General features: G+C 60.8%; 18 protein-coding genes. 9 read left to right on the top strand and 9 right to left on the bottom strand.

From position 1 onward, the window contains the following. Positions 1-6 precede the first annotated feature (6 nt). Positions 7-2,046 (bottom strand): DNA helicase RecQ, encoded by a 2,040-nt coding sequence (gene recQ / locus U3654_RS16595; protein WP_324752635.1) that lies wholly within the window; start codon positions 2,044-2,046, stop codon positions 7-9. A 91-nt stretch (positions 2,047-2,137) separates the two neighbouring features. After that, on the bottom strand, positions 2,138-2,425 hold the full coding sequence (locus tag U3654_RS16590) for a YggT family protein (RefSeq protein ID WP_324752634.1): 288 nt from the start codon (positions 2,423-2,425) through the stop codon (positions 2,138-2,140). Between the two features lie 152 nt (positions 2,426-2,577). On the opposite strand from U3654_RS16590, the gene U3654_RS16585 reads away from it, so the two are divergent. The 9 genes from U3654_RS16585 (at position 2,578) to U3654_RS16545 (ending at position 9,450) form a co-directional block, all read left to right on the top strand. Beyond that, positions 2,578-3,915 (top strand): MFS transporter, encoded by a 1,338-nt coding sequence (locus U3654_RS16585; RefSeq protein ID WP_324752633.1) that lies wholly within the window; start codon positions 2,578-2,580, stop codon positions 3,913-3,915. 41 nt (positions 3,916-3,956) lie between these two features. After that, positions 3,957-4,808: a penicillin-insensitive murein endopeptidase gene (gene mepA / locus U3654_RS16580; protein ID WP_324755315.1), complete on the top strand. Its 852-nt coding sequence runs from the start codon at positions 3,957-3,959 to the stop codon at positions 4,806-4,808. Positions 4,809-5,111: 303 nt separating this feature from the next. After that, positions 5,112-5,534, top strand: coding sequence for an alternative ribosome rescue aminoacyl-tRNA hydrolase ArfB (gene arfB, locus U3654_RS16575; protein WP_324752632.1), 423 nt, complete (start codon positions 5,112-5,114; stop codon positions 5,532-5,534). Positions 5,535-5,644: 110 nt separating this feature from the next. Next, entirely contained in the window at positions 5,645-6,256 is a 612-nt protein-coding gene (locus U3654_RS16570) for a ribonuclease D (protein ID WP_324752631.1), read from the top strand. After that, the gene (lptC, locus tag U3654_RS16565; protein WP_324752630.1) at positions 6,253-6,870 is read left to right on the top strand and encodes an LPS export ABC transporter periplasmic protein LptC; all 618 of its coding nucleotides are present in this window, start codon (positions 6,253-6,255) and stop codon (positions 6,868-6,870) included. Before U3654_RS16570 ends, lptC begins: the two co-directional genes overlap by 4 nt. Before the next feature lie 44 nt (positions 6,871-6,914). Next, complete coding sequence (locus U3654_RS16560) at positions 6,915-7,370, top strand: LptA/OstA family protein (RefSeq protein ID WP_324755314.1); 456 nt, start codon at positions 6,915-6,917, stop codon at positions 7,368-7,370. Beyond that, positions 7,367-8,152 (top strand): LPS export ABC transporter ATP-binding protein, encoded by a 786-nt coding sequence (gene lptB, locus U3654_RS16555; RefSeq protein WP_416384530.1) that lies wholly within the window; start codon positions 7,367-7,369, stop codon positions 8,150-8,152. The genes U3654_RS16560 and lptB overlap by 4 nt, the downstream gene beginning before the upstream one ends. A 225-nt stretch (positions 8,153-8,377) precedes the next feature. Continuing rightward, positions 8,378-8,941, top strand: coding sequence for a ribosome hibernation-promoting factor, HPF/YfiA family (gene hpf, locus U3654_RS16550; protein ID WP_324752629.1), 564 nt, complete (start codon positions 8,378-8,380; stop codon positions 8,939-8,941). 44 nt (positions 8,942-8,985) lie between these two features. After that, positions 8,986-9,450, top strand: a complete 465-nt coding sequence (locus U3654_RS16545; protein ID WP_324752628.1) for a PTS sugar transporter subunit IIA — start codon at positions 8,986-8,988, stop codon at positions 9,448-9,450. Positions 9,451-9,533: 83 nt separating this feature from the next. Here the strand turns inward: U3654_RS16545 and U3654_RS16540 are convergent, their stop codons facing one another. The 7 genes from U3654_RS16540 to cysQ form a co-directional block, all read right to left on the bottom strand. Beyond that, positions 9,534-10,958, bottom strand: coding sequence for a sulfotransferase family 2 domain-containing protein (locus U3654_RS16540; protein ID WP_324752627.1), 1,425 nt, complete (start codon positions 10,956-10,958; stop codon positions 9,534-9,536). 3 nt (positions 10,959-10,961) lie between these two features. Next, complete coding sequence (locus tag U3654_RS16535; RefSeq protein ID WP_324752626.1) at positions 10,962-12,659, bottom strand: beta-1,6-N-acetylglucosaminyltransferase; 1,698 nt, start codon at positions 12,657-12,659, stop codon at positions 10,962-10,964. Positions 12,660-12,678: 19 nt separating this feature from the next. After that, positions 12,679-13,665 carry a glycosyltransferase family 2 protein gene (locus U3654_RS16530; RefSeq protein ID WP_324755312.1) on the bottom strand — a complete coding sequence of 329 codons (987 nt, stop codon included), beginning with the start codon at positions 13,663-13,665 and terminating at the stop codon, positions 12,679-12,681. A gap of 166 nt (positions 13,666-13,831) precedes the next feature. Next, positions 13,832-14,875: a glycosyltransferase family 2 protein gene (locus U3654_RS16525; protein WP_324752625.1), complete on the bottom strand. Its 1,044-nt coding sequence runs from the start codon at positions 14,873-14,875 to the stop codon at positions 13,832-13,834. 38 nt (positions 14,876-14,913) lie between these two features. Next, positions 14,914-15,897 carry a UDP-glucose 4-epimerase GalE gene (gene galE / locus U3654_RS16520; protein ID WP_324752624.1) on the bottom strand — a complete coding sequence of 328 codons (984 nt, stop codon included), beginning with the start codon at positions 15,895-15,897 and terminating at the stop codon, positions 14,914-14,916. Between the two features lie 22 nt (positions 15,898-15,919). Next, the gene (gene galU, locus U3654_RS16515; protein ID WP_324752623.1) at positions 15,920-16,813 is read right to left on the bottom strand and encodes a UTP--glucose-1-phosphate uridylyltransferase GalU; all 894 of its coding nucleotides are present in this window, start codon (positions 16,811-16,813) and stop codon (positions 15,920-15,922) included. Between the two features lie 196 nt (positions 16,814-17,009). Then, the gene (cysQ, locus tag U3654_RS16510; RefSeq protein WP_416384529.1) at positions 17,010-17,807 is read right to left on the bottom strand and encodes a 3'(2'),5'-bisphosphate nucleotidase CysQ; all 798 of its coding nucleotides are present in this window, start codon (positions 17,805-17,807) and stop codon (positions 17,010-17,012) included. Between the last annotated feature and the right edge of the window lie 51 nt (positions 17,808-17,858).

Below are 17,858 nucleotides of genomic sequence, written 5' to 3'. Positions count from 1 at the left end.
CCTGATCTAGTCCGCCTCTTGCAGAACGTCCAGAAAGGCCGGGCCGAAACGCTCGGCGCGTTTGTCGCCGAGGATTCGGGCCATCTGCGCGGCGTCGCGGGGGCGTGTTTCGGCAATGCGGGTGATCAATGAGGTTGAGCAACTGAGCGGTTTGTCCAGACCCTCGGTACCTCGGGCCAGCTGCTGTTGCGCCTCGTTTAGTCGATCAAAGATACTGCCCGCCGCGCGCCCGGCCAGCTTGCGCCGGGACGGATGCATTTGCGCCGCCTCGCCATTGATGACTTCGAGAAAAGCATTGCCGTATTGCTCAAGCTTTTTCGCACCGACACCCCCGATGCGGGCCATCTGGTCTAGCGTGGCGGGGCGGACCTCGGCCATCTCAATCAGCGTGCGGTCGTTAAAGACTATATAGGCGGGCACGCTTTGCGCCTCGGCAAAGGCGCGACGCTTCGCCTTGAGCGCGGATAGCAATGGCGCGTCCTCGTCCGACACCAGCGCCTTGACCGCCGGGCGGCGCGCATTGCTTTGCATTGTATCCTGCCGCAGGGTGATAGTGCCTTCGCCCTTGAGGATCGGCACGGCGGGGTCCGTCATGCGCAGCGCGCCGTGGCGCTCGGGATCGGGGCGGACCAAATCGTGGCCCATCATCTGTCGGAAAATCGCCTGCCAGCTTTGCTTGGACATATCCTTGCCGACGCCGAAAGTGGGCAGATCATCATGGCCGCGCTGGCGGACCTTTTCTGTGACCTTGCCGGTCAGAATGTCGATCAGATGGCCCGCGCCGAAATATTCGCCGGTGCGCAGGATGGCCGACAGTGCCTTGCGGACCGCCTCGGTCCCGTCGAAGGTCGCGGGGGGTGTGTCGCAAAGATCGCAGTTCTTGCATGGCTCAGTGGTCTCACCGAAATAGCCCAGCAGTTTGACGCGGCGACACTCCAGCGCCTCAGCGAGGCCAAGTAGCGCGTTCAGCCGGGCGTGATCGGCCATGCGGCGTTCAGGTGGTGCTAACCCTTCGTCGATCTGGGATCGGCGCAGGCGGATATCGTCAGGACCATATAGGGTCAGCGTTTCGGCTGGGGCACCGTCGCGGCCCGAGCGGCCGATTTCCTGATAGTAGGATTCGATGGATTTGGGCAGGTCTGCATGGGCGACCCAGCGGATATCGGGCTTGTCCACGCCCATGCCGAAGGCGACGGTGGCCACGACGATCAGCCCATCCTCGGTGTTGAATCGCGCCTCGACTTCGCGGCGCAGACCCGCCTCCATGCCGCCATTGTAGGCGACGGCGTTGTGACCCGCATCGCGCAGCGCCTGCGCCAGCGTTTCGGTGCGCGCACGCGTGCCACAATAGACGATGCCGCACTGACCCTTGCGCGCGGCGGCGAACTCCATGATTTGGCGTCGTGGGGTGTCCTTGGCGGCAAAGGCGAGGTGGATGTTGGGCCGATCAAACCCGTGCAGGAACCGCTCGGGCGCGGCGCCATCGAATAGCTTTTCGATGATCTCGTCCTGCGTCTCGGCATCTGCCGTGGCGGTGAACGCGGCCAGCGGCACATCCAACGCCCGGCGCAATTCACCGATGCGCAGATAATCGGGGCGGAAATCATGACCCCATTGGCTGACGCAATGCGCCTCATCTACCGCGATCAGGCTGACATTGATGCGCCGCAGCATTCCCATAGCGGACCCGGCGGCGAGGCGTTCGGGCGCGATGTAGAGCAGTTTCAACCGACCGGCGTCGAGCGCGTCCCAGACGGCTGCGGTTTCCTCTTCGGTATTGCCGGAGGTCAGCGCACCCGCCTCAACGCCCGCCGCGCGCAGGGCGCGGACCTGATCGCGCATGAGGGCAATGAGGGGGGATATGACGACTGTGACACCCTCGCGCATCAGCGCAGGCAGTTGAAAACACAGGGATTTGCCGCCGCCCGTTGGCATGATGGCCAGCACGTTGCGGCCCCCTGACACGGCGGTGACGATATCCTCCTGCCCGGGGCGGAAGGCGTCGAATCCGAAAATGTCCCTCAGAAGGGTGGCGGCGGGGGGCATGAGATGTCCTGCAAGTTGCTTGGCTGCTCTTACAAGAGTATTTTCACACTAAGATTCGGGGAACAAGTCCCTAGGCGCGCAAACCCTGAGATCATGCAAAGCCAAAGATCACGGGCAGCACATACGCCCGCAGCGATATGACGACGATCAGCGCGACCAGCGGCGCCAGGTCCAGCGGGCGCGTGTCCGGCAGAATGCGGCGAATGGGCTGATAGATCGGCTCAAGCAGGCGGTTGAGGCCGGTCCATATCTGGGCGACCAGCGGCTGGCGCAGGTTCAGCACCTGAAAGTTGATCAGCCAGCTCATGATGATGTGCACGATCATCACGAAATAGATGATGCTGAGGATCAGTTGCAAAGGTCCGTAGATTGCCAGCATGAAAAGTCATCCCTCGAATAAAGCCTGCTCCGAGGTAGGCCGCAGCGGCGCAAAGCGCAAGGGTGGCGAGGAATGGCTTGCCCCATTGGCGCGGGCGCTGTCATATCGGGCGCATCGCCAATTTCAGCCGGTAAACGGATTTCGAGGGCCATATGAGAGGCATCAGCTATCGCCGCCGCATCTGGGGCTGGTTCTTTTTCGACTGGGCCAGTCAGCCGTATAACACGCTGCTGATTACCTTTATTTTTGCGCCCTACATCAGTGAGCTGATCGGCGACGGCGCGCAGGCTCAGACGGTTTGGGCCTTTGGCATCGCCATCGGGGGCGTGATCATCGCGCTGGGCGCGCCGATCCTCGGGGCCATGGCCGACAATTCGGGGGCGCGGATGCAGTGGATACAGGTGTTTTCCGCCATGTATGTCATCGGCGCCTTCGGCATTTGGTGGGCGACGCCGGTGGATCTGAACCTGATCGTCGTGCTCGGGTTTTTCGTGCTGGGCATGGTCGGGATGGAGTTTGCGACGATATTCACCAATTCGATGCTGCCGGATTTAGGGTCCAACGACGAAATTGGGCGCATTTCCGGCACTGGCTGGGCTTTTGGCTATCTGGGTGGGCTGGTGGCGCTGGTCATCATGCTGCTGTTCTTTGCCGAAGGGGCCGGGACGGGCAAAACGCTGATCGGACTCGATCCGGCCTTTGGATTTGACGCGACGCAGCGCGAAGGCACGCGATTCGTCGGACCGCTGACGGGGTTCTGGTACATCATTTTCATGGTGCCGTTTTTCATGTGGGTAAAGGACCCAAGGCCAATAGGCGGCGGTGCCCATGCGGTGCGCAAGGCGCTGTGGACGGTGATCGACACCATTCGACACTTGCCGAAGACGCCCTCGATGTTCTCGTATCTGAGCGCTTCGATGTTCTATCGCGATGCGCTGAACGGGATGTATTTCTTTGGCGGAATCTATGCGGCGGGCGTGCTGGGGTGGAGCGTGGTGGATGTGGGTATCTTTGGCATCCTTGCGCTGATCGCGGGGGCACTGTTCGCGTGGCTGGGTGGGTTTGCCGACGACCGTTTCGGGCCAAAACCTGTGATCGTAACGGCCATTCTAGTACTGCTTTTCGTCGCCATTTCCATCGTCACGATCTCGCGCGGCGCAGTCTATGGCGTCCCGCTGGCGCCGGGATCACTTATGCCTGATGTGATCTTCTACGGATTTGGCATGCTGATCGGCGCGGCGGGGGGCGTGGTGCAATCGGCCAGCCGTTCGATGATGGTGCGCCAGGCGCGGGCGGGGCATATGGCCGAGTCCTTTGGCCTTTATGGGTTGGCGGGCAAAGCGACCGCATTCATCGCGCCCGCATTGATCGGCGTGGCGACATCGGCGTCGGGCAGCCAGCAAATTGGCGTCAGCCCGCTAATCGGGCTTTTCGCGCTGGGCCTCGTGCTGTTAATCTGGGTGAAACCGGAAGGAGACCCATCCGAATGAAAACCTATCTCAAAGCGCTTTTTGCAGCGCTCGCCCTAGTCATGGCACTGCCTGCCACTGCCGACGTTCCCCGCAGTATGCAGGGAAAACAGGCCAAACAGCTGTTCGGGGCCGAGCGTGTCGGTTCGCGTCAGGGCCCGGCACCCTTTGGTGCCTATTCAAAGGGCTGCATGGCGGGCGGCATGCAATTGCCCCAAACCGGGCCGACGTGGCAGGCTATGCGCCTGTCGCGCAACCGTAACTGGGGTCATCCGCAGTTGATCGATTTTGTCGCTGGCCTGTCGGCCAAGGCCGCGCGCCTGCCCGGATGGCAGGGCCTATACGTTGGCGACCTGAGCCAGCCGCGCGGCGGCCCGATGCTGAGCGGGCACCGCTCGCACCAACTGGGCTTGGATGCGGATATCTGGCTGATGCCGCCCAGTCGTCTGACACTTAGCATCCGGGATCGCGAAAACCTGTCGGCGGTTTCCATGCGCCGCGCCAATGGCGCATATGTCAATTCCCGCTGGACCCGCGCCCAACACGAGCTGCTCAAGGCCGCCGCCAGCGATCCCCGCGTCGCGCGTATATTCATCTTTCCGGGTGCCAAGGTGCAGATGTGCAAGGATGAGACCGGCAACCGCGACTGGCTGCGCAAGATCCGGCCATGGTGGGGGCATCACTATCATTTCCACGTGCGCCTTGCCTGTCCTTCGGGGGCCAGTGGCTGTGTCAATCAGGATCCGCCGCCCGCTGGCGACGGCTGCGCCGATGCGCAGAGATGGGTGAACGATATCCTCAATCCGCCAAAGGCAAAGCCGCGCGACCCCAACGCCCCTAAGCCCAAGCCAAGGCGTGAGCTAAGCATGAACGATCTGCCGGGCCAATGCGTCGGTGTGCTGCAATCGCAATAGGCGAACTACTGCATGACGTGGCAAAAATTTCCCGCGCCACTGCATTTTGTTTTGACATACACGAAATTTGTGGCAGGCTACCCCTAGATTTCAACAACTGAAAGGAGGTGGCCCAGTGTCTACAGAGGTATTGGAGCGAGGTGTCGGAACAGTTGGGGAGGAGCGTATCTGAGGCAGCCCTCGGATATTTGAGCCAACCTGATTGGTGCGCCTAACCGGCCCACCTCCTTAAAACTTCTAGAGGGCCGTCCCATATTGGGGCGGCCCTTTCGATTTGCCGCGACGGGCGCTAAGCTGGCGCGCATGTTGCGCATCACAGATAATATCTCCATCGAGGATTGGGAGCTGACGGAGCAGTTCGTGCGTGCCAGTGGCCCCGGCGGGCAGAACGTCAACAAGGTGGCCAGCGCGGTCGAGCTGCGCTTTGAGGCCGAACGCTCGCCCAATTTGCCCGATCCGGTCAAGCGGCGGCTGAAACGGCTGGCCGGGCGGCGTTGGACGACGGACGGAACCCTCATCATCCAGTGCGACGAGACGCGCCACCAGGCCCGTAACCGCGACATCGCCCGCGACCGTCTGATCGAGCTGATCCGTAAGGCCAGCGAAAAGCCCAAGCGCCGCATCCCAACGCGCCCCACCCTTGGCAGCAAGAAACGCCGCCTCAAGGCCAAGAAAGTGCGCGGCGAGGTCAAGGCCATGCGCGGCAGGGTCGAAGGCGAAGGGTAGCGGAATACCGCGTTGATTTTCGGTATTATGCAGCGCGGGATTGCCAGATATTGGTGGCCCGCCTCGGCGATCATATATATCCCATGCACAAATGATGCGAAGGGACCGACATGACCAACACACTCTATCAGGGTGATCTGCCGGACGGGCTGGACCTGGGGCCCGTCGTGGCCATTGATTGCGAGACGATGGGGCTGCACCCGCATCGAGACCGCCTGTGCGTCGTCCAGATGTCGGGCGGCGACGGCAATGCGCATCTGGTGCAGATCGCCAAGGGGCAGACCGAGGCGCCAAACCTGACCGCCATGTTGGTAAACCCCGACGTGCTGAAGCTGTTTCATTTTGGCCGTTTCGACATCGCAGCGATGCAGAATGCCTTTGGCGCCGTAACTGCGCCCGTCTATTGCACCAAGATCGCGAGCAAGCTGATCCGCACCTATACGGACCGGCACGGCCTGAAATATCTGTTGCAAGAGCTGCTGGGTGTGGATGTCAGCAAGCAACAACAAAGCTCGGATTGGGGTGCGCCGGAACTGAGCGTTGCGCAGTTGGAATACGCCGCTTCGGACGTCCTCTATCTGCATCGCCTGCGTGAGACGCTGAACAAGCGGCTGGAGCGTGAAGGACGTATGGAGCTGGCGCAAGCCTGCTTTGATTTCCTGCCAACACGGGCTGCGCTGGATCTGGAGGGTTGGCCTGAACAGGACATATTTTCGCATTGATCCGCCGCGGCGACAACTTTCACACGCGGCTCGTCAACTGGGCCAAGATCATCCTGCCGCTGGTGGCGCTGGGCTTGCTCTCGACCTTGTTTTTACTATCGAAAAAGGTTGATCTGAGCACCGCGATTCCGTTTTCGGACGTTGATCTGGCACAGCGTGCACATGATCAGGGCGCAACCAACCCCAGTTTCGCCGGGGTCGCGTCAGGCGGCGAGGAGGTGTCGTTTCGTGCGGCCACCGTGCGACCCGACCCGGATGATCGCGAGCGTCTGCTGGCCGAGATCGTCAGTGCAACGCTGCTATTGAATGGCGGCGCCGTCATCGACATCGCGGCAGAACGCGGCGCGGCCAGCCAATCGCGCATGATGGCAAGGCTGGAGGGCGACGTGCAGATCACCACGACCACCGGCTACGATATCCGCACCGATGCGATCGACGCGCGCTTTGACACGCTCTTTGCCGAGACGCCGGGGCCTGTGACTGGCTTCGGGCCGCCCGGCACATTGAACGCGGGCCGCATGATTTTAACCTCTGACCCCAAGACGGGTAACGCACATTTGCAGTTCACGGATGGGGTCAAGCTGGTGTACAAGCCCGCAAAGTCGAAGGATTGATCTAGGTGCTCCGTTTCATTCAAGCTACGCTTTTCCTGTCCCTGATGGCCCTTGGTGGCATGGCACAGGCGCAGGGGATGCAGGTCGCCTTTGGCAGCACCGCGCAGGACAGCGGCCTGCCGGTCGAAGTGACCGCAGCCAATCTGGACGTCGATCAGAATGACGGCACGGCAATATTCACTGGCGACGTGCTGGTCGGGCAGGGCGAAATGCGCCTGTCCGCGCCCCGTGTGCAGGTGGTCTATCTGGCTGATCGCAGCGGCATCGCGCGCCTTCAGGCGACGGGCGGCGTCACGCTGGTCAGCGGCGAAGATGCGGCCGAAGCCAAGCAAGCTGACTACGACGTGCAGTCGGGTATGATTGAGATGACCGGCGACGTGCTGCTGGTGCAGGGGCCTGCCGCACTGACTGCCGACAAGATGAGCGTCGACACCGTCGCCGGAACCGCGCACATGAATGGTCGGGTCAAAACAGTCCTCCAGCCCGAGAAACAGCAGTGACCAAACCCGATTTGCACATAGCCGAGGAAGCGGCCCTGCCCGATCTGGGCGATCCCAACGCCGGGCTGGTCGTGCGCAACTTGCGAAAAAGCTACAAGAAGCGGGTCGTGATCCGCGATGTGTCGCTGCAATTGCGGCAGGGCGAGGTCGCGGCGCTACTGGGGCCGAACGGGTCGGGCAAGACGACGATGTTCTACGCCATCGCTGGCCTCATCTATCCCGAAGGCGGACGGGTAAGCATTGATGGGCGTGACGTGACCAACCTACCGATGTATCGCCGCGCCAAGATGGGCGTTGGATACCTACCGCAGGAAATGTCGATCTTTCGCGGTCTGTGTGTCGAAGACAACATTATGGCGATCCTCGATATCTCGTGCAAGAATATCCACAAACGCCGCGAGCGGCTGGAAGAGCTGCTGTCGGAATTCTCGATCGAACATCTGCGGCGCGCGCCCGCTTTGGCCCTGTCGGGTGGTGAGCGGCGACGCGTCGAGATCGCGCGCTGCCTCGCCGCTGATCCCAAATATCTGCTGCTGGACGAACCGTTCGCGGGGGTCGATCCCATCAGCGTGGGTGATATTCGCCATCTGGTCGCGGACCTGAAAAAGCGCGGCATCGGTGTGTTGATTACCGATCACAACGTGCGCGAGACGTTGGAAATTATCGACCGTGCCTATATCCTGCATGATGGTCAGGTTCTGATGTCAGGCACGCCCGAAGAGGTCGTCGCCAACGACAATGTTCGCCGCGTCTATCTAGGCGAAAACTTTCGCATTTCTTGAAAATCACCAGCAGAATTCAGCGCCGTCACACTGATCATCATTGACAAGTGCGTCTGAAAGGGCCTCAATTGATCCATGATGCTTCTTAGGTTTCACATGCTTGAACTATCTGACCAAGCCTTGAAATCGTTAATGAAATGTTAATTCCCAGCAGCCCATTCCGACAACCCGAAGGGCGCTCTTGCGCTTTGGGCCGGACGTGGTGCGTCATCTGAAGGAGAGAAAATGCGCTATCAAATCACTGGCAAGCAGATCGATATTGGCGAGGCCCTGCAAACACATGTGAGGAGCGAACTGAGCGAGGCGGTGGCAAAATATGCCGAACGCCCGACTGATGCGGGTGTCGTCTTTTCCAAAAGCGCCAGTGAGTTCGTCTGTGAAATCGTCGTGCATCTGTCGACGGGCCTGACAGCACAGGCGCGCGGCAAATCGCATGAAATCTACGCCGCCTTCGACGCCGCGCGCGAAAAAATGGAGAAGCAGCTGCGCCGTTACAAGCGCCGGTTGAAGGACCACCACAAGGATCGTGCGCAGCCGGTTGAACTCTTCGGTGGGGCCTCGTATATCCTCGCTTCAGAAGTCGAAGGAGGGGAATCAGAACCCGATAGCCTTCAGCCCATCATTGTCGCCGAAATGGAGGCAAAAATCCCGTCCCTCTCCGTCGGAGAGGCCGTGATGCAGATGGAGCTGGCAGGGGCCCCCGTCCTGGTGTTTCGCAATGAGGCGAAAAGCGGAGTTAATGTGGTCTACCGCCGCGACGACGGCAATATAGGGTGGATCGATCCGTAAAATTGGTCAGGCGCGCAGAGCGGCCTTGGCCGTCGGAGCAGTGAATGGACATAGTCATGATCCTGAAACCCGGGGCCGTGCGCGTTCTTGGCGCGACATCCAGCAAAAAACGGCTGATGCATGAATTGGGCGATATCGCCCATGCGGTTTATGGCGTGAACGCCCAAGCCGCCGTCGACGCGTTGCAAGAGCGCGAGTCGCTGGGGCCGACGGGTGTCGGCAACGGCGTCGCCCTGCCGCATGCGCGGCTGGATGATATCGACCGTGTGGTCGGGGCGTTGATCCTATTGGAAAACCCGATCAACTTTGACGCGGTCGACCGTCAGCCCGTCGATCTGGCCTTTGCCCTCTTTGCGCCCAAGGAGGCGGGTGTCGAGCATCTAAAGGCGCTGGCGCTGGTGTCGCGCACGCTGCGCGATGCGCAGCTCTGCGCCAAGTTGCGGGCCAATCCCGACGCTGCGACGCTCTACACCATCGTCACCGAAGCGCAGTCTATGCTGGCTGCCTGAGTCCGGGTTGAAATCCGGGCCGAGGCGGTATCGCCTCAAAGCGTTTTGCGAAAAAGCTGAGACACAGATTGGATTGAAACGCTTTAGCGCCAGCGATCCCATCCGAACATGATGTAATCACGCTGATAGATATCTGCGACGAGCGCCTCGATATCGTCGTCGTAGATATCGTCCAGCGCGTAGGGTTGATCGGGCGGCGCGGCTGCGATGGGCGCTGCGCTGGGCCGTCCGACCTGCTTGGCCAGCGCGTCCATCTGCATTTGCATTTCATCCTCGCGAATGATGACGTCCGGCAGGCAGAACTGCGCCATCCCTTGCAAACTGGCGGACTGCGTCGCCCAATTGGCATCGACGCGTACGCCGGTCTGGCCACGCAGGTTGGCGCGCAGGAACTCTAGAAACGCAATAAAGGCCAGGTAGTGCGCGCGCCTGTCATAGGTCTCATCCGGGCCGGGACCGGGGATCGGCAGCTTGTGAAAGTTGCGCAGCACGCGCCTGATCTCACCCAGACAGGTGGGACCGGGATAGAGGATGCGCTGGCAAAAGGCCGCATGGGCGCGCGCTGCCGGGTGGCGCAGCACGGTAAAGCTGCGATGTCCCTTGGTGGCCCGCATCCATTGGCGCAGAGCCTTTTGGTTCATCTTGGTCTGTAAGGCATCAGGCGCGACATCATCAAGGGTGGCCATCCACGCCTCGACCTCTGCCTCGGGGCCCGATTTAATCGGCATATAGATCAGCGGCGCGCTGTGCGCGATCACATGCGACGGAACGGCGGGGCCGCGGCGCGGCTCAAACTCAGGCGTGCGCGTCAGATTATAGCGATCCAACCCCGACAGAGCCTGCGTCATGTCGTCGAAATTGGCCACCTTGGCCGATAGCGGCTGGGGATTTTGGATCTTTAGCGTGCTGTCGAGCGCCTCCAGCACCTCATCGTTACCCAGATAGCGGGCGAGGCCGTTGATGACGTCCAGGTCGTTCAGATCCTCGTATGAAATGTAAAAGGCCGTCTGCCCGGACTTTTGCAGGATATTCTGCACCTGCAGCTGGAACGTTTGAAGGCTGGTGATGTGCCGCTCGAATTCTTCGGCGTCAAAGGTTGCCTTGGCATCCCTGCGCCGTTTGACGTTAGTCAGCTTCCATTGGCCGGTCTCCTGCGCAATTTTCCAGCTGACATAGCTCTCGGCTGGATTGCGCGTGAGGATGATTTTGGCGCAGCGCGGATCGTTCAGGCAAATGTCGATCGCGCGTGCGTCATGGTTGTGAAACAGGCGAAAGCCGCCCATGCCGGTCGATCCGTCGCGGATCGTCTCTATCAGGCGGGCGGGGTCGCCCTCGCGCATGGCCTGCGTGACGCCGAGGATTTCGGTTAGGTTGGGATAGCCGATAAAGGCGGGGTTGAACGCCTCGCCGTGACATTCAAAGCCTTGAAACGCATTGATGTTGGACTCGAGCAGGTTTGAGCCGGTGCGCATTTCCGCCAGCACAACGAAATAGTCGAATTCAGGCATAAATCATCGCACCAGATACGGTTTGCGCGCGCCGGTGGTCGCCTCTGGCTGATCGTGCCCAACGGGGAAATTGCCCATCAGATAGGGGTGCATCCCTTGGTTCTTGAGGTTCTGCAAGAATTGGCCAAACCCGTTTAGATCGACCATTTGCGGCACCTCGGACAGGCCACGTTGCTGCTGAGGGCCGATTTCATCGATTATGGTTTGCAATGGCTCCATCGGTGCCTCGATGAATTCGGCCATGCTCCAGATGCGCACGCGCGCCTTGACCCAGGTGGATCGCAGGATCTCCAGATGTTTGCTTTCGATCTGTTGCAGCAGAGCGGCCTCTTGTCGGATATCCGCGAAATTGGCGTTCGACTGGAACAGCGGCACCGCCCATGCGCCCAAGATGACCGAGATCTGCGCATTGGGGTCCTTGGAGATGGCCCAGTTGATATCCTGATTGTCCCGCGGGCCGAATTGAAAACACTGCCGCTCGCCGCGTGTGTTCCAGATCAGACTGGTGAGGAAGGCGCGCGGGTTGTAGTCGCGCAAGGCAGCGCTGTCGCAGAGCGCACCATTGACCACGCTCGCGCCTTCGGCGAAATCGGCGCGGTCGGGCGCAAATAGATGGCCATGCACCCGGGCGCCTGTGACACGGGCCAGCCACGGCTCAAAATTGTCGAACAGGTCGGAAAAACCCTGAAAGACCGAATATTTCGCAGATGTCAGGCCGTTTCCGCGCGTCTCCACAGGAAAGCGGCTCTGCATATAGAGGCCGGGGCGGCCGCGCGTGCGCCGCTCGACCGCCTTGGAAAAGATGCGGTCGATCTTGGCCGGATTCGGCTCGGCGCGTTTCATCGCGCTGGCCTCGTCGGTGAGAAACGCATCGTAGAGGCGGTTCGCCTGTGGCCAGATCTTGCGCGCGACAAAGCAGTCCGAACGGCGGAGCAACTGGAGGTGATCGTCGTAAAAGATATGCGGTTTACCCTGATAGTCGAATTTGCTCAGCGTCAGGGACCGGCTTTCTATCTGGCGGGAATATTGCCGCGCGAGGGTTTGAAAATAACTCTCGTCCGGGATCCACACCTTGGAAAAGTAGCGGTCATGCGCGGCGCGTTTGGGGTCCGTCAGGATCGCCGAGAGGGTCTGGCGCGTCAGGCACCACCATTGACTGCCCATATGCGGAACGAGGCCACCGGGAATGCGCCGCTTCATCCCTATCTTGCGCTGAAACGCGACGTAGCGGTCAAAGAGATAGCGCCGCTTGCGCCAGGAAAACGGGAAACGCAGTGTGAAACGCTCGGCGTCGAGGCCGCCGATGGTCCAGGGCACGTCTGCGGTCGTCGCGCTTTCAATGAAATCCGTCTGTGGGCGCGCAGCCAGATAGTCGATCAGTTCCTGCACTGGGCGCAGCGGCAGGCACGAACCTGACGCGAGGTAGACATGCCGCACCTCGGGAAATTCGTCCAGCATCAACTCAGCAGAGCGCTGCGAGGCGGCCACGATACCCCAAGTGCCCCATTCGCAGCGATACCGCTTGGAAAAGTGGACATCGGGCAGATCAGACAGCGATTTCTGGAAGGTCTTGAATGCTGTGGGGGGCACTGAAGCGTCTGCATGGATGACCAGCGGACAGCCCGCAGCAGACCAATGACGCGCGACCTGCTCGGCGCGGCCGAGTGCATTGTGGACCAGCATGACGACTCCGACGCTCATACTGCGATTGTCCCTACTGTCATGCCCAGTTGCCCTTGGACATGAGGCCTAAAATCTCTAACTGTCTCCAGTTTATATATTTTTCGGACCATTTGCACCAGAGTTCTGGCTGGCCTGCCATATTTTCCATGTAGGCCTTGTACTCCAGCGAGGCGCGGTAGTGCTGTTTGCGCCGCATTTCTTCCTCGGCTTTTTGGGCGAAGGTATTCAGAAACTTGGCATGAAGCAGCACGCCGCTGGCCGACTCGCCGCCCCATTCGTCATAAACCAGGTTCAGACCGCGCGGCAGCAGCGTATGGGTCGAGCTGATATAGGCATAGCGCCGGTTCCATTTGACCAGCGGGATCTTGTTGAGGGCGGGTGCCTTTTTCGGTGTGTCCTTGAAAAAGACGCGGGCGCGCGGGCCGCCTTGTATCCAGAGATTGCCGAATCTCTTGTTTTTTCTGATCATGTAGTTGCCGGGGTCGAACCACGACGCAATCTCGATCGGGTCCTGTCCGCACCGGTACGGCACGGCGTCTAGCGGTCCCTTGGGATACATGTCCAGCAACATCGCGCCAAAGCTGCGCACGTTCGATCCGTCCAGCCAGTCGGTCAACGCCTTGATCGGGCGCGTGTCGCAGAATGGGTAGATGAACAGTTCGTCCGGGTCGACGACGAGGGTCCAGTGATCATGGCCATATTTGGACTGAAGCCCGTTCAGCCAATCAACGCCAAAGCGCGCGCCCCTGTAGCTGCCGGTGGTGTGCCACAGCGACACGTCGGGCTGGTCGGCCAGGTAGTTGCCACTGCCGTCGCTGCTGTCATTGTCCACAATTAGGAAATGACTGACGCCCATGCTGCGGTAGTAGTCGAGGAAATAGGGCAGGCGCACATGTTCATCGCGCAGAGTCGAAAACAGCAGAATGTCTCCCGGCGCGATCTGGCTCGTGCGATCGACCACCGGACGCAGGGACAAGCCCTTGCGAAGCGAGCGCGCCTTGGCATGCTTGCGGCGCAGCCGCATCCGGTATGATTGCACGACACTCACGATGAGCTTCCTCTGAGCCTTGCCTCACGCGCAGCATAGACGCCGGGGATTAAGGTTCTATTGCCTCTGGTTCCAGCGGCGCGACACGCGGTGCGTGTATGATAAGGCCTTGGGTCGCTTGGGTAAACTGTTATTGCGCCGCTCACAGCCATGTCCCGCGTGACATAAGGCCCATCGCCTCTAGCTGACGCCAGCCCAGATACCGGGTGGAACCGTCGCACCACAGGTCCGGGTCGCCCCTCAGGCTGTCGTAATACCCGACGTAGAGGCCGGAACTGGCAAAGTGTTCCTGCCGCTCTTTCTCTTCGGCAGATCTTTGGATGATCATATGCAGGAACTTGGTGTGCAGCAGGACGCCGCTGGTCCATTCGCCGCCCGCCTCGTCATAGACATGGTTCAGCCCGCGCGGCAGGGCCGAGTGGGTCGAACTGACATAGGCATAGCCGCGACGCCATTTAACCAGCGGCACCTTGCCCATCGTGGGGGCGCGGCGCGGCTCATTGGCAAAGAAGGCGCGCGCGCGGGGCCCGCCCTGTATCCACAGGTTTTCAAGGCGGTTCTGCTTTTGGATCATGTAGTTGCCGCCGTCGAACCACGGCAGCGCAATGCGCGGATCGTCCCCGGCGCCGTAGGGCGCCGCGCTGACTGGCCCCTTTGGATACATGTCCAGCATCAGCGCACCAAAAGAGCGGATCTGCTTGCGGTCCAGCCATTCGGTCAGCGCGGGAAGGGGGCGGGTGTCGTGGAAGGGATAGATCAGGATTTCGTCCGCATCCAGCGTCAGGCACCAATGATCATGCCCGTGGCGCATTTGCAGCCATGTCAGCCAATCGACGCCGAAACGCGACAGGCGGTAGCTGGCCGGAGTGCGCCAGAGCGACACGTCAGGCTGATCGCTGAGGTATTCACGCGTGCCATCGTCGCTGTCATTGTCCACGATCAGGAAATGATCGACGCCGAGTGCGCGGTGATGGTCCAGCCAAAAGGGCAGGCGCACCGCCTCGTTGCGCATGGTCGAAAAGCACAAGATCGCGCCGGGCGTGATCTGGCGGGTGCGGTCCGTCACGACGCTTAGCTGGCGGCGCTTGCGAAAGCTGCGCCACAGCAGCCGTCGACGCTTCCAGCGCAGGCTATAGGCCATGGCCAGCGCTGCCGCAGTCGCCTTTGGTTGCGCGCTGTCGCTCATCCAATCTCCGCCCAGTTTCGCGAACGTCAGACTCGCGCCTATTTTTCGTAATGTCCAGATTGATGCCAGCGCCATGCGTCGGCGATCATGGTGTCCATCGTGCTGCGCGCCGCGTTCCAGCCCAGTTCGGCCTCGGCGCGGGTCGAGCCCGAGACGAGTTTCGTGCAATCGCCGGGTCTGCGCGGCCCCTCGATCACCGGCACGTCGCGGTTCGTCACGGCGCCCGCGTGGCCGATCACATCGCGCACGGAAAATCCTGATCCTGTCCCGAGGTTGAACACGCGGCTGTCCTTGCCATCCTCCAGCCATTTCAGGCCCAGCACATGCGCGTCAACCAGATCGCAAACATGCACGTAGTCGCGGATGCAGGTGCCGTCGGGGGTGTCGTAGTCGGTGCCAAATATGGTCAGCGCGTCGCGCTTACCTTGAATCGCGTCCAGCAGTAGCGGCACCAGATGCGTTTCCGGTTGGTGGAATTCACCCACGTCGGCGTCCGGGTCGGCGCCAGCAACGTTGAAATAGCGGAATATGACGTGGCGCAAATTATGGGCGATCTCGAAATCGCGCAGCATGTCCTCGATCGCGCGTTTCGACGCGCCGTAGGCGTTGATGGGGTGCTGTGCGCAGTCCTCGTCCAGCACCACGTTGTCCTGATCGCCATAGGTTGCGCAGGTCGAGCTAAAGACAAAGTCGAGGCAGCGCGCGTGGACGGCCGCCTGCATCAGCGTTAGCGATCCGGCGACATTGTTGTGCCAGTATAGCTCCGGGATGCGCATGGACTCGCCGACCTGTGACAGGGCGGCGAAATGCATGACGGCGGCGGGGCTATAGGTGGCAAAGACCTGATCCAGCCGCTCGCGATCCGTCAGTTCGCCCTGTTCGAACGGGCCGAACTGGACCGCGTCGGCCCAGCCGGTGCTGAGATTGTCGTAGGTCACGGGGGTGTAGCCAGCCACCTTGAGCGCCTTGCAAGCATGGCTTCCGATGTATCCGGCGCCGCCCGTTACCAAGATGTTCGTCACGAGCCGTCCCTTCGATGTTGCCTCAGCGGGCGGCTTTGTCCGCCTCGACAACCGCGTAGAGGAAGTCGCGCAGATCGTCACGCAGATCGTCGCGTGCCAGCGCGAAGGCAACCGTGGCCTGAAGGAACCCAGCCTTGGAGCCGCAATCGTAGCGATGCCCCTTAAAGCGGAAGCCATAGACCTCTTCGCCTGTGCTGCGCGCCCCGTCGATTGCATCGGTCAGTTGGATCTCGCCACCAGCGCCGACCTGCTTCTTGTTCAGCATTTCAAGGACGGTGGGCGTCAGGATGTAGCGGCCAATGACGGCCAGATTCGAGGGCGCTGTGCCAGGTGCCGGTTTTTCGACCATCCCCTTGGTCGAGACCAGATCCCCCATGTCGTCCTTGATGTCGAGGATGCCGTAGGACGACGCCTTGTCGTCGGGCACCTCCATTGCGGCGACGATGTTGCCGGGGTTTTCGTTGAACGCTTCTACCATCTGCTGAAGGCAGGGCGTTTCTGCCGCGATCACGTCGTCGGGCAGTATGACGGCAAAGGGTTCGTTTCCGATCAGGCGGCGGGCGCACCAGACGGCGTGGCCCAGGCCCAGCGGCTTGTGCTGACGCATATACGCGATCTCGCCCGAATCCATGTTGGTGGATTTAAGGATATCCAATAGCTCTGTCTTGCCCTTCTCACGCAGGGTCTGCTCTAGCTGCGGGGCGTTGTCGAAATAGTCCTCCAGCGCGCCCTTGCCGCGTGAGGTGACAAAGATGAATTCCTTGATCCCGGCGGCGCGCGCTTCGTCGATGGCGTATTGCACCAGCGGGCGGTCGACCAGCGTCATGATCTCTTTCGGCACAGATTTCGTCGCCGGAAGAAAGCGCGTCCCCATGCCCGCCACCGGAAAGATGGCCTTGGTAACCTTGCGGTGCATTGGTGGTCCCTTTTTTTGTTCAGCTTAAGGTCGGCAGAAAAACGATTGCCGCATTCCCGTTTAGCCCTGAAACTAGGCGCGTTTACGACGTTCTTGCACCGAAGTGGAGAGGTTTTGCACCATTTTTTCTATAGTTAGGCGATATCGCGCCATAGGGCGGGATCACGCTCGCCCGCGTCGGGCATTCTTTCCGTTGTCACGCATCCTTGAGAGTGACTTTGGGCGAATAGGCGATAAAGAACGGGTTCGCATAGCCTTCTTTGCCATAGATAAGCGGTGTGTGATCGTCAAAGCGTACAACGCGTCCACCCGCCCCGGCGAGCACGGCGTGACCGGCGGCGGTGTCCCATTCCATGGTCCGCCCGACGCGCGGATAGATGTCAGCCTCGCCCGTCGCGACGAGGCAGAATTTCAGCGAACTGCCGGCGCTTTTGCTGTCCTTGACGGCGTATTTTCCGATGTAGTCGTCGGTCGCCTGATCGCGGTGCGATTTCGAGGCGACGACCATCAATGCGCTGTTGTCCGGGCTAGAAACGTGGATTTGCGTTTGCGGCCCCACCTCGGTCTTGTCCAACGGGCCGGTTTCCTCGACCGCCGTGCCATCGGCGAGTGTGTAAAACATGCGGCCCTTGGCGGGCGCATAGACGACGCCGCGCGTGGGTGTGCCATGTTCGACATAGGCGATGTTCACGGTGAAATCGCCGCGCCGGTGGATGAATTCCTTGGTCCCGTCCAGCGGGTCGACGATCAGGAACGTGTCGGCTTGTTTTTCATGCGAGGCTGCCTGCTCTTCTGTGACCAGCAGCACGTCGGGGAATTCGGCGCGCAGCCCGGCCGAGATCAGCGCATCGGCGGCCTCGTCGGCGGCGGTGACAGGGCTGTCGTCGGATTTTGATTTCACGTCGAAATCATCCTGGCCATAGATCTGCATGATCGCATCTCCGGCCTCGAGGGCAAGGCGGCGCATCTGGGTCGTTAGTCGTGCGTAGTCCAAGGTATGTCTCCTGCATCGGGGCCGGCAACGCGGTGTTGCGGGAAATGGTCC

The sequence above is a fragment of the Roseovarius sp. Pro17 genome (assembly GCF_035599575.1).
Classification (GTDB): Bacteria; Pseudomonadota; Alphaproteobacteria; order Rhodobacterales; family Rhodobacteraceae; genus Roseovarius.
The sequence above is the reverse complement of the archived record's forward strand: the minus strand, read 5'-3'. Positions and strand labels throughout refer to the sequence as shown.

Excerpts from the sequence above, each read along its gene's own strand:
- recQ (WP_324752635.1), bottom strand. The coding sequence starts at position 2,046 with ATGCCCCCCGCCGCCACCCTTCTGAGGGACATTTTCGGATTCGACGCC.
- U3654_RS16590 (WP_324752634.1), bottom strand. The coding sequence starts at position 2,425 with ATGCTGGCAATCTACGGACCTTTGCAACTGATCCTCAGCATCATCTAT.
- U3654_RS16585 (WP_324752633.1), top strand. The coding sequence starts at position 2,578 with ATGAGAGGCATCAGCTATCGCCGCCGCATCTGGGGCTGGTTCTTTTTC.
- mepA (WP_324755315.1), top strand. The coding sequence starts at position 3,957 with ATGGCACTGCCTGCCACTGCCGACGTTCCCCGCAGTATGCAGGGAAAA.
- arfB (WP_324752632.1), top strand. The coding sequence starts at position 5,112 with ATGTTGCGCATCACAGATAATATCTCCATCGAGGATTGGGAGCTGACG.
- U3654_RS16570 (WP_324752631.1), top strand. The coding sequence starts at position 5,645 with ATGACCAACACACTCTATCAGGGTGATCTGCCGGACGGGCTGGACCTG.
- U3654_RS16560 (WP_324755314.1), top strand. The coding sequence starts at position 6,915 with ATGGCCCTTGGTGGCATGGCACAGGCGCAGGGGATGCAGGTCGCCTTT.
- hpf (WP_324752629.1), top strand. The coding sequence starts at position 8,378 with ATGCGCTATCAAATCACTGGCAAGCAGATCGATATTGGCGAGGCCCTG.
- U3654_RS16545 (WP_324752628.1), top strand. The coding sequence starts at position 8,986 with ATGGACATAGTCATGATCCTGAAACCCGGGGCCGTGCGCGTTCTTGGC.
- U3654_RS16540 (WP_324752627.1), bottom strand. The coding sequence starts at position 10,958 with ATGCCTGAATTCGACTATTTCGTTGTGCTGGCGGAAATGCGCACCGGC.
- U3654_RS16535 (WP_324752626.1), bottom strand. The coding sequence starts at position 12,659 with ATGAGCGTCGGAGTCGTCATGCTGGTCCACAATGCACTCGGCCGCGCC.
- U3654_RS16530 (WP_324755312.1), bottom strand. The coding sequence starts at position 13,665 with ATGCGGCTGCGCCGCAAGCATGCCAAGGCGCGCTCGCTTCGCAAGGGC.
- U3654_RS16525 (WP_324752625.1), bottom strand. The coding sequence starts at position 14,875 with ATGAGCGACAGCGCGCAACCAAAGGCGACTGCGGCAGCGCTGGCCATG.
- galU (WP_324752623.1), bottom strand. The coding sequence starts at position 16,813 with ATGCACCGCAAGGTTACCAAGGCCATCTTTCCGGTGGCGGGCATGGGG.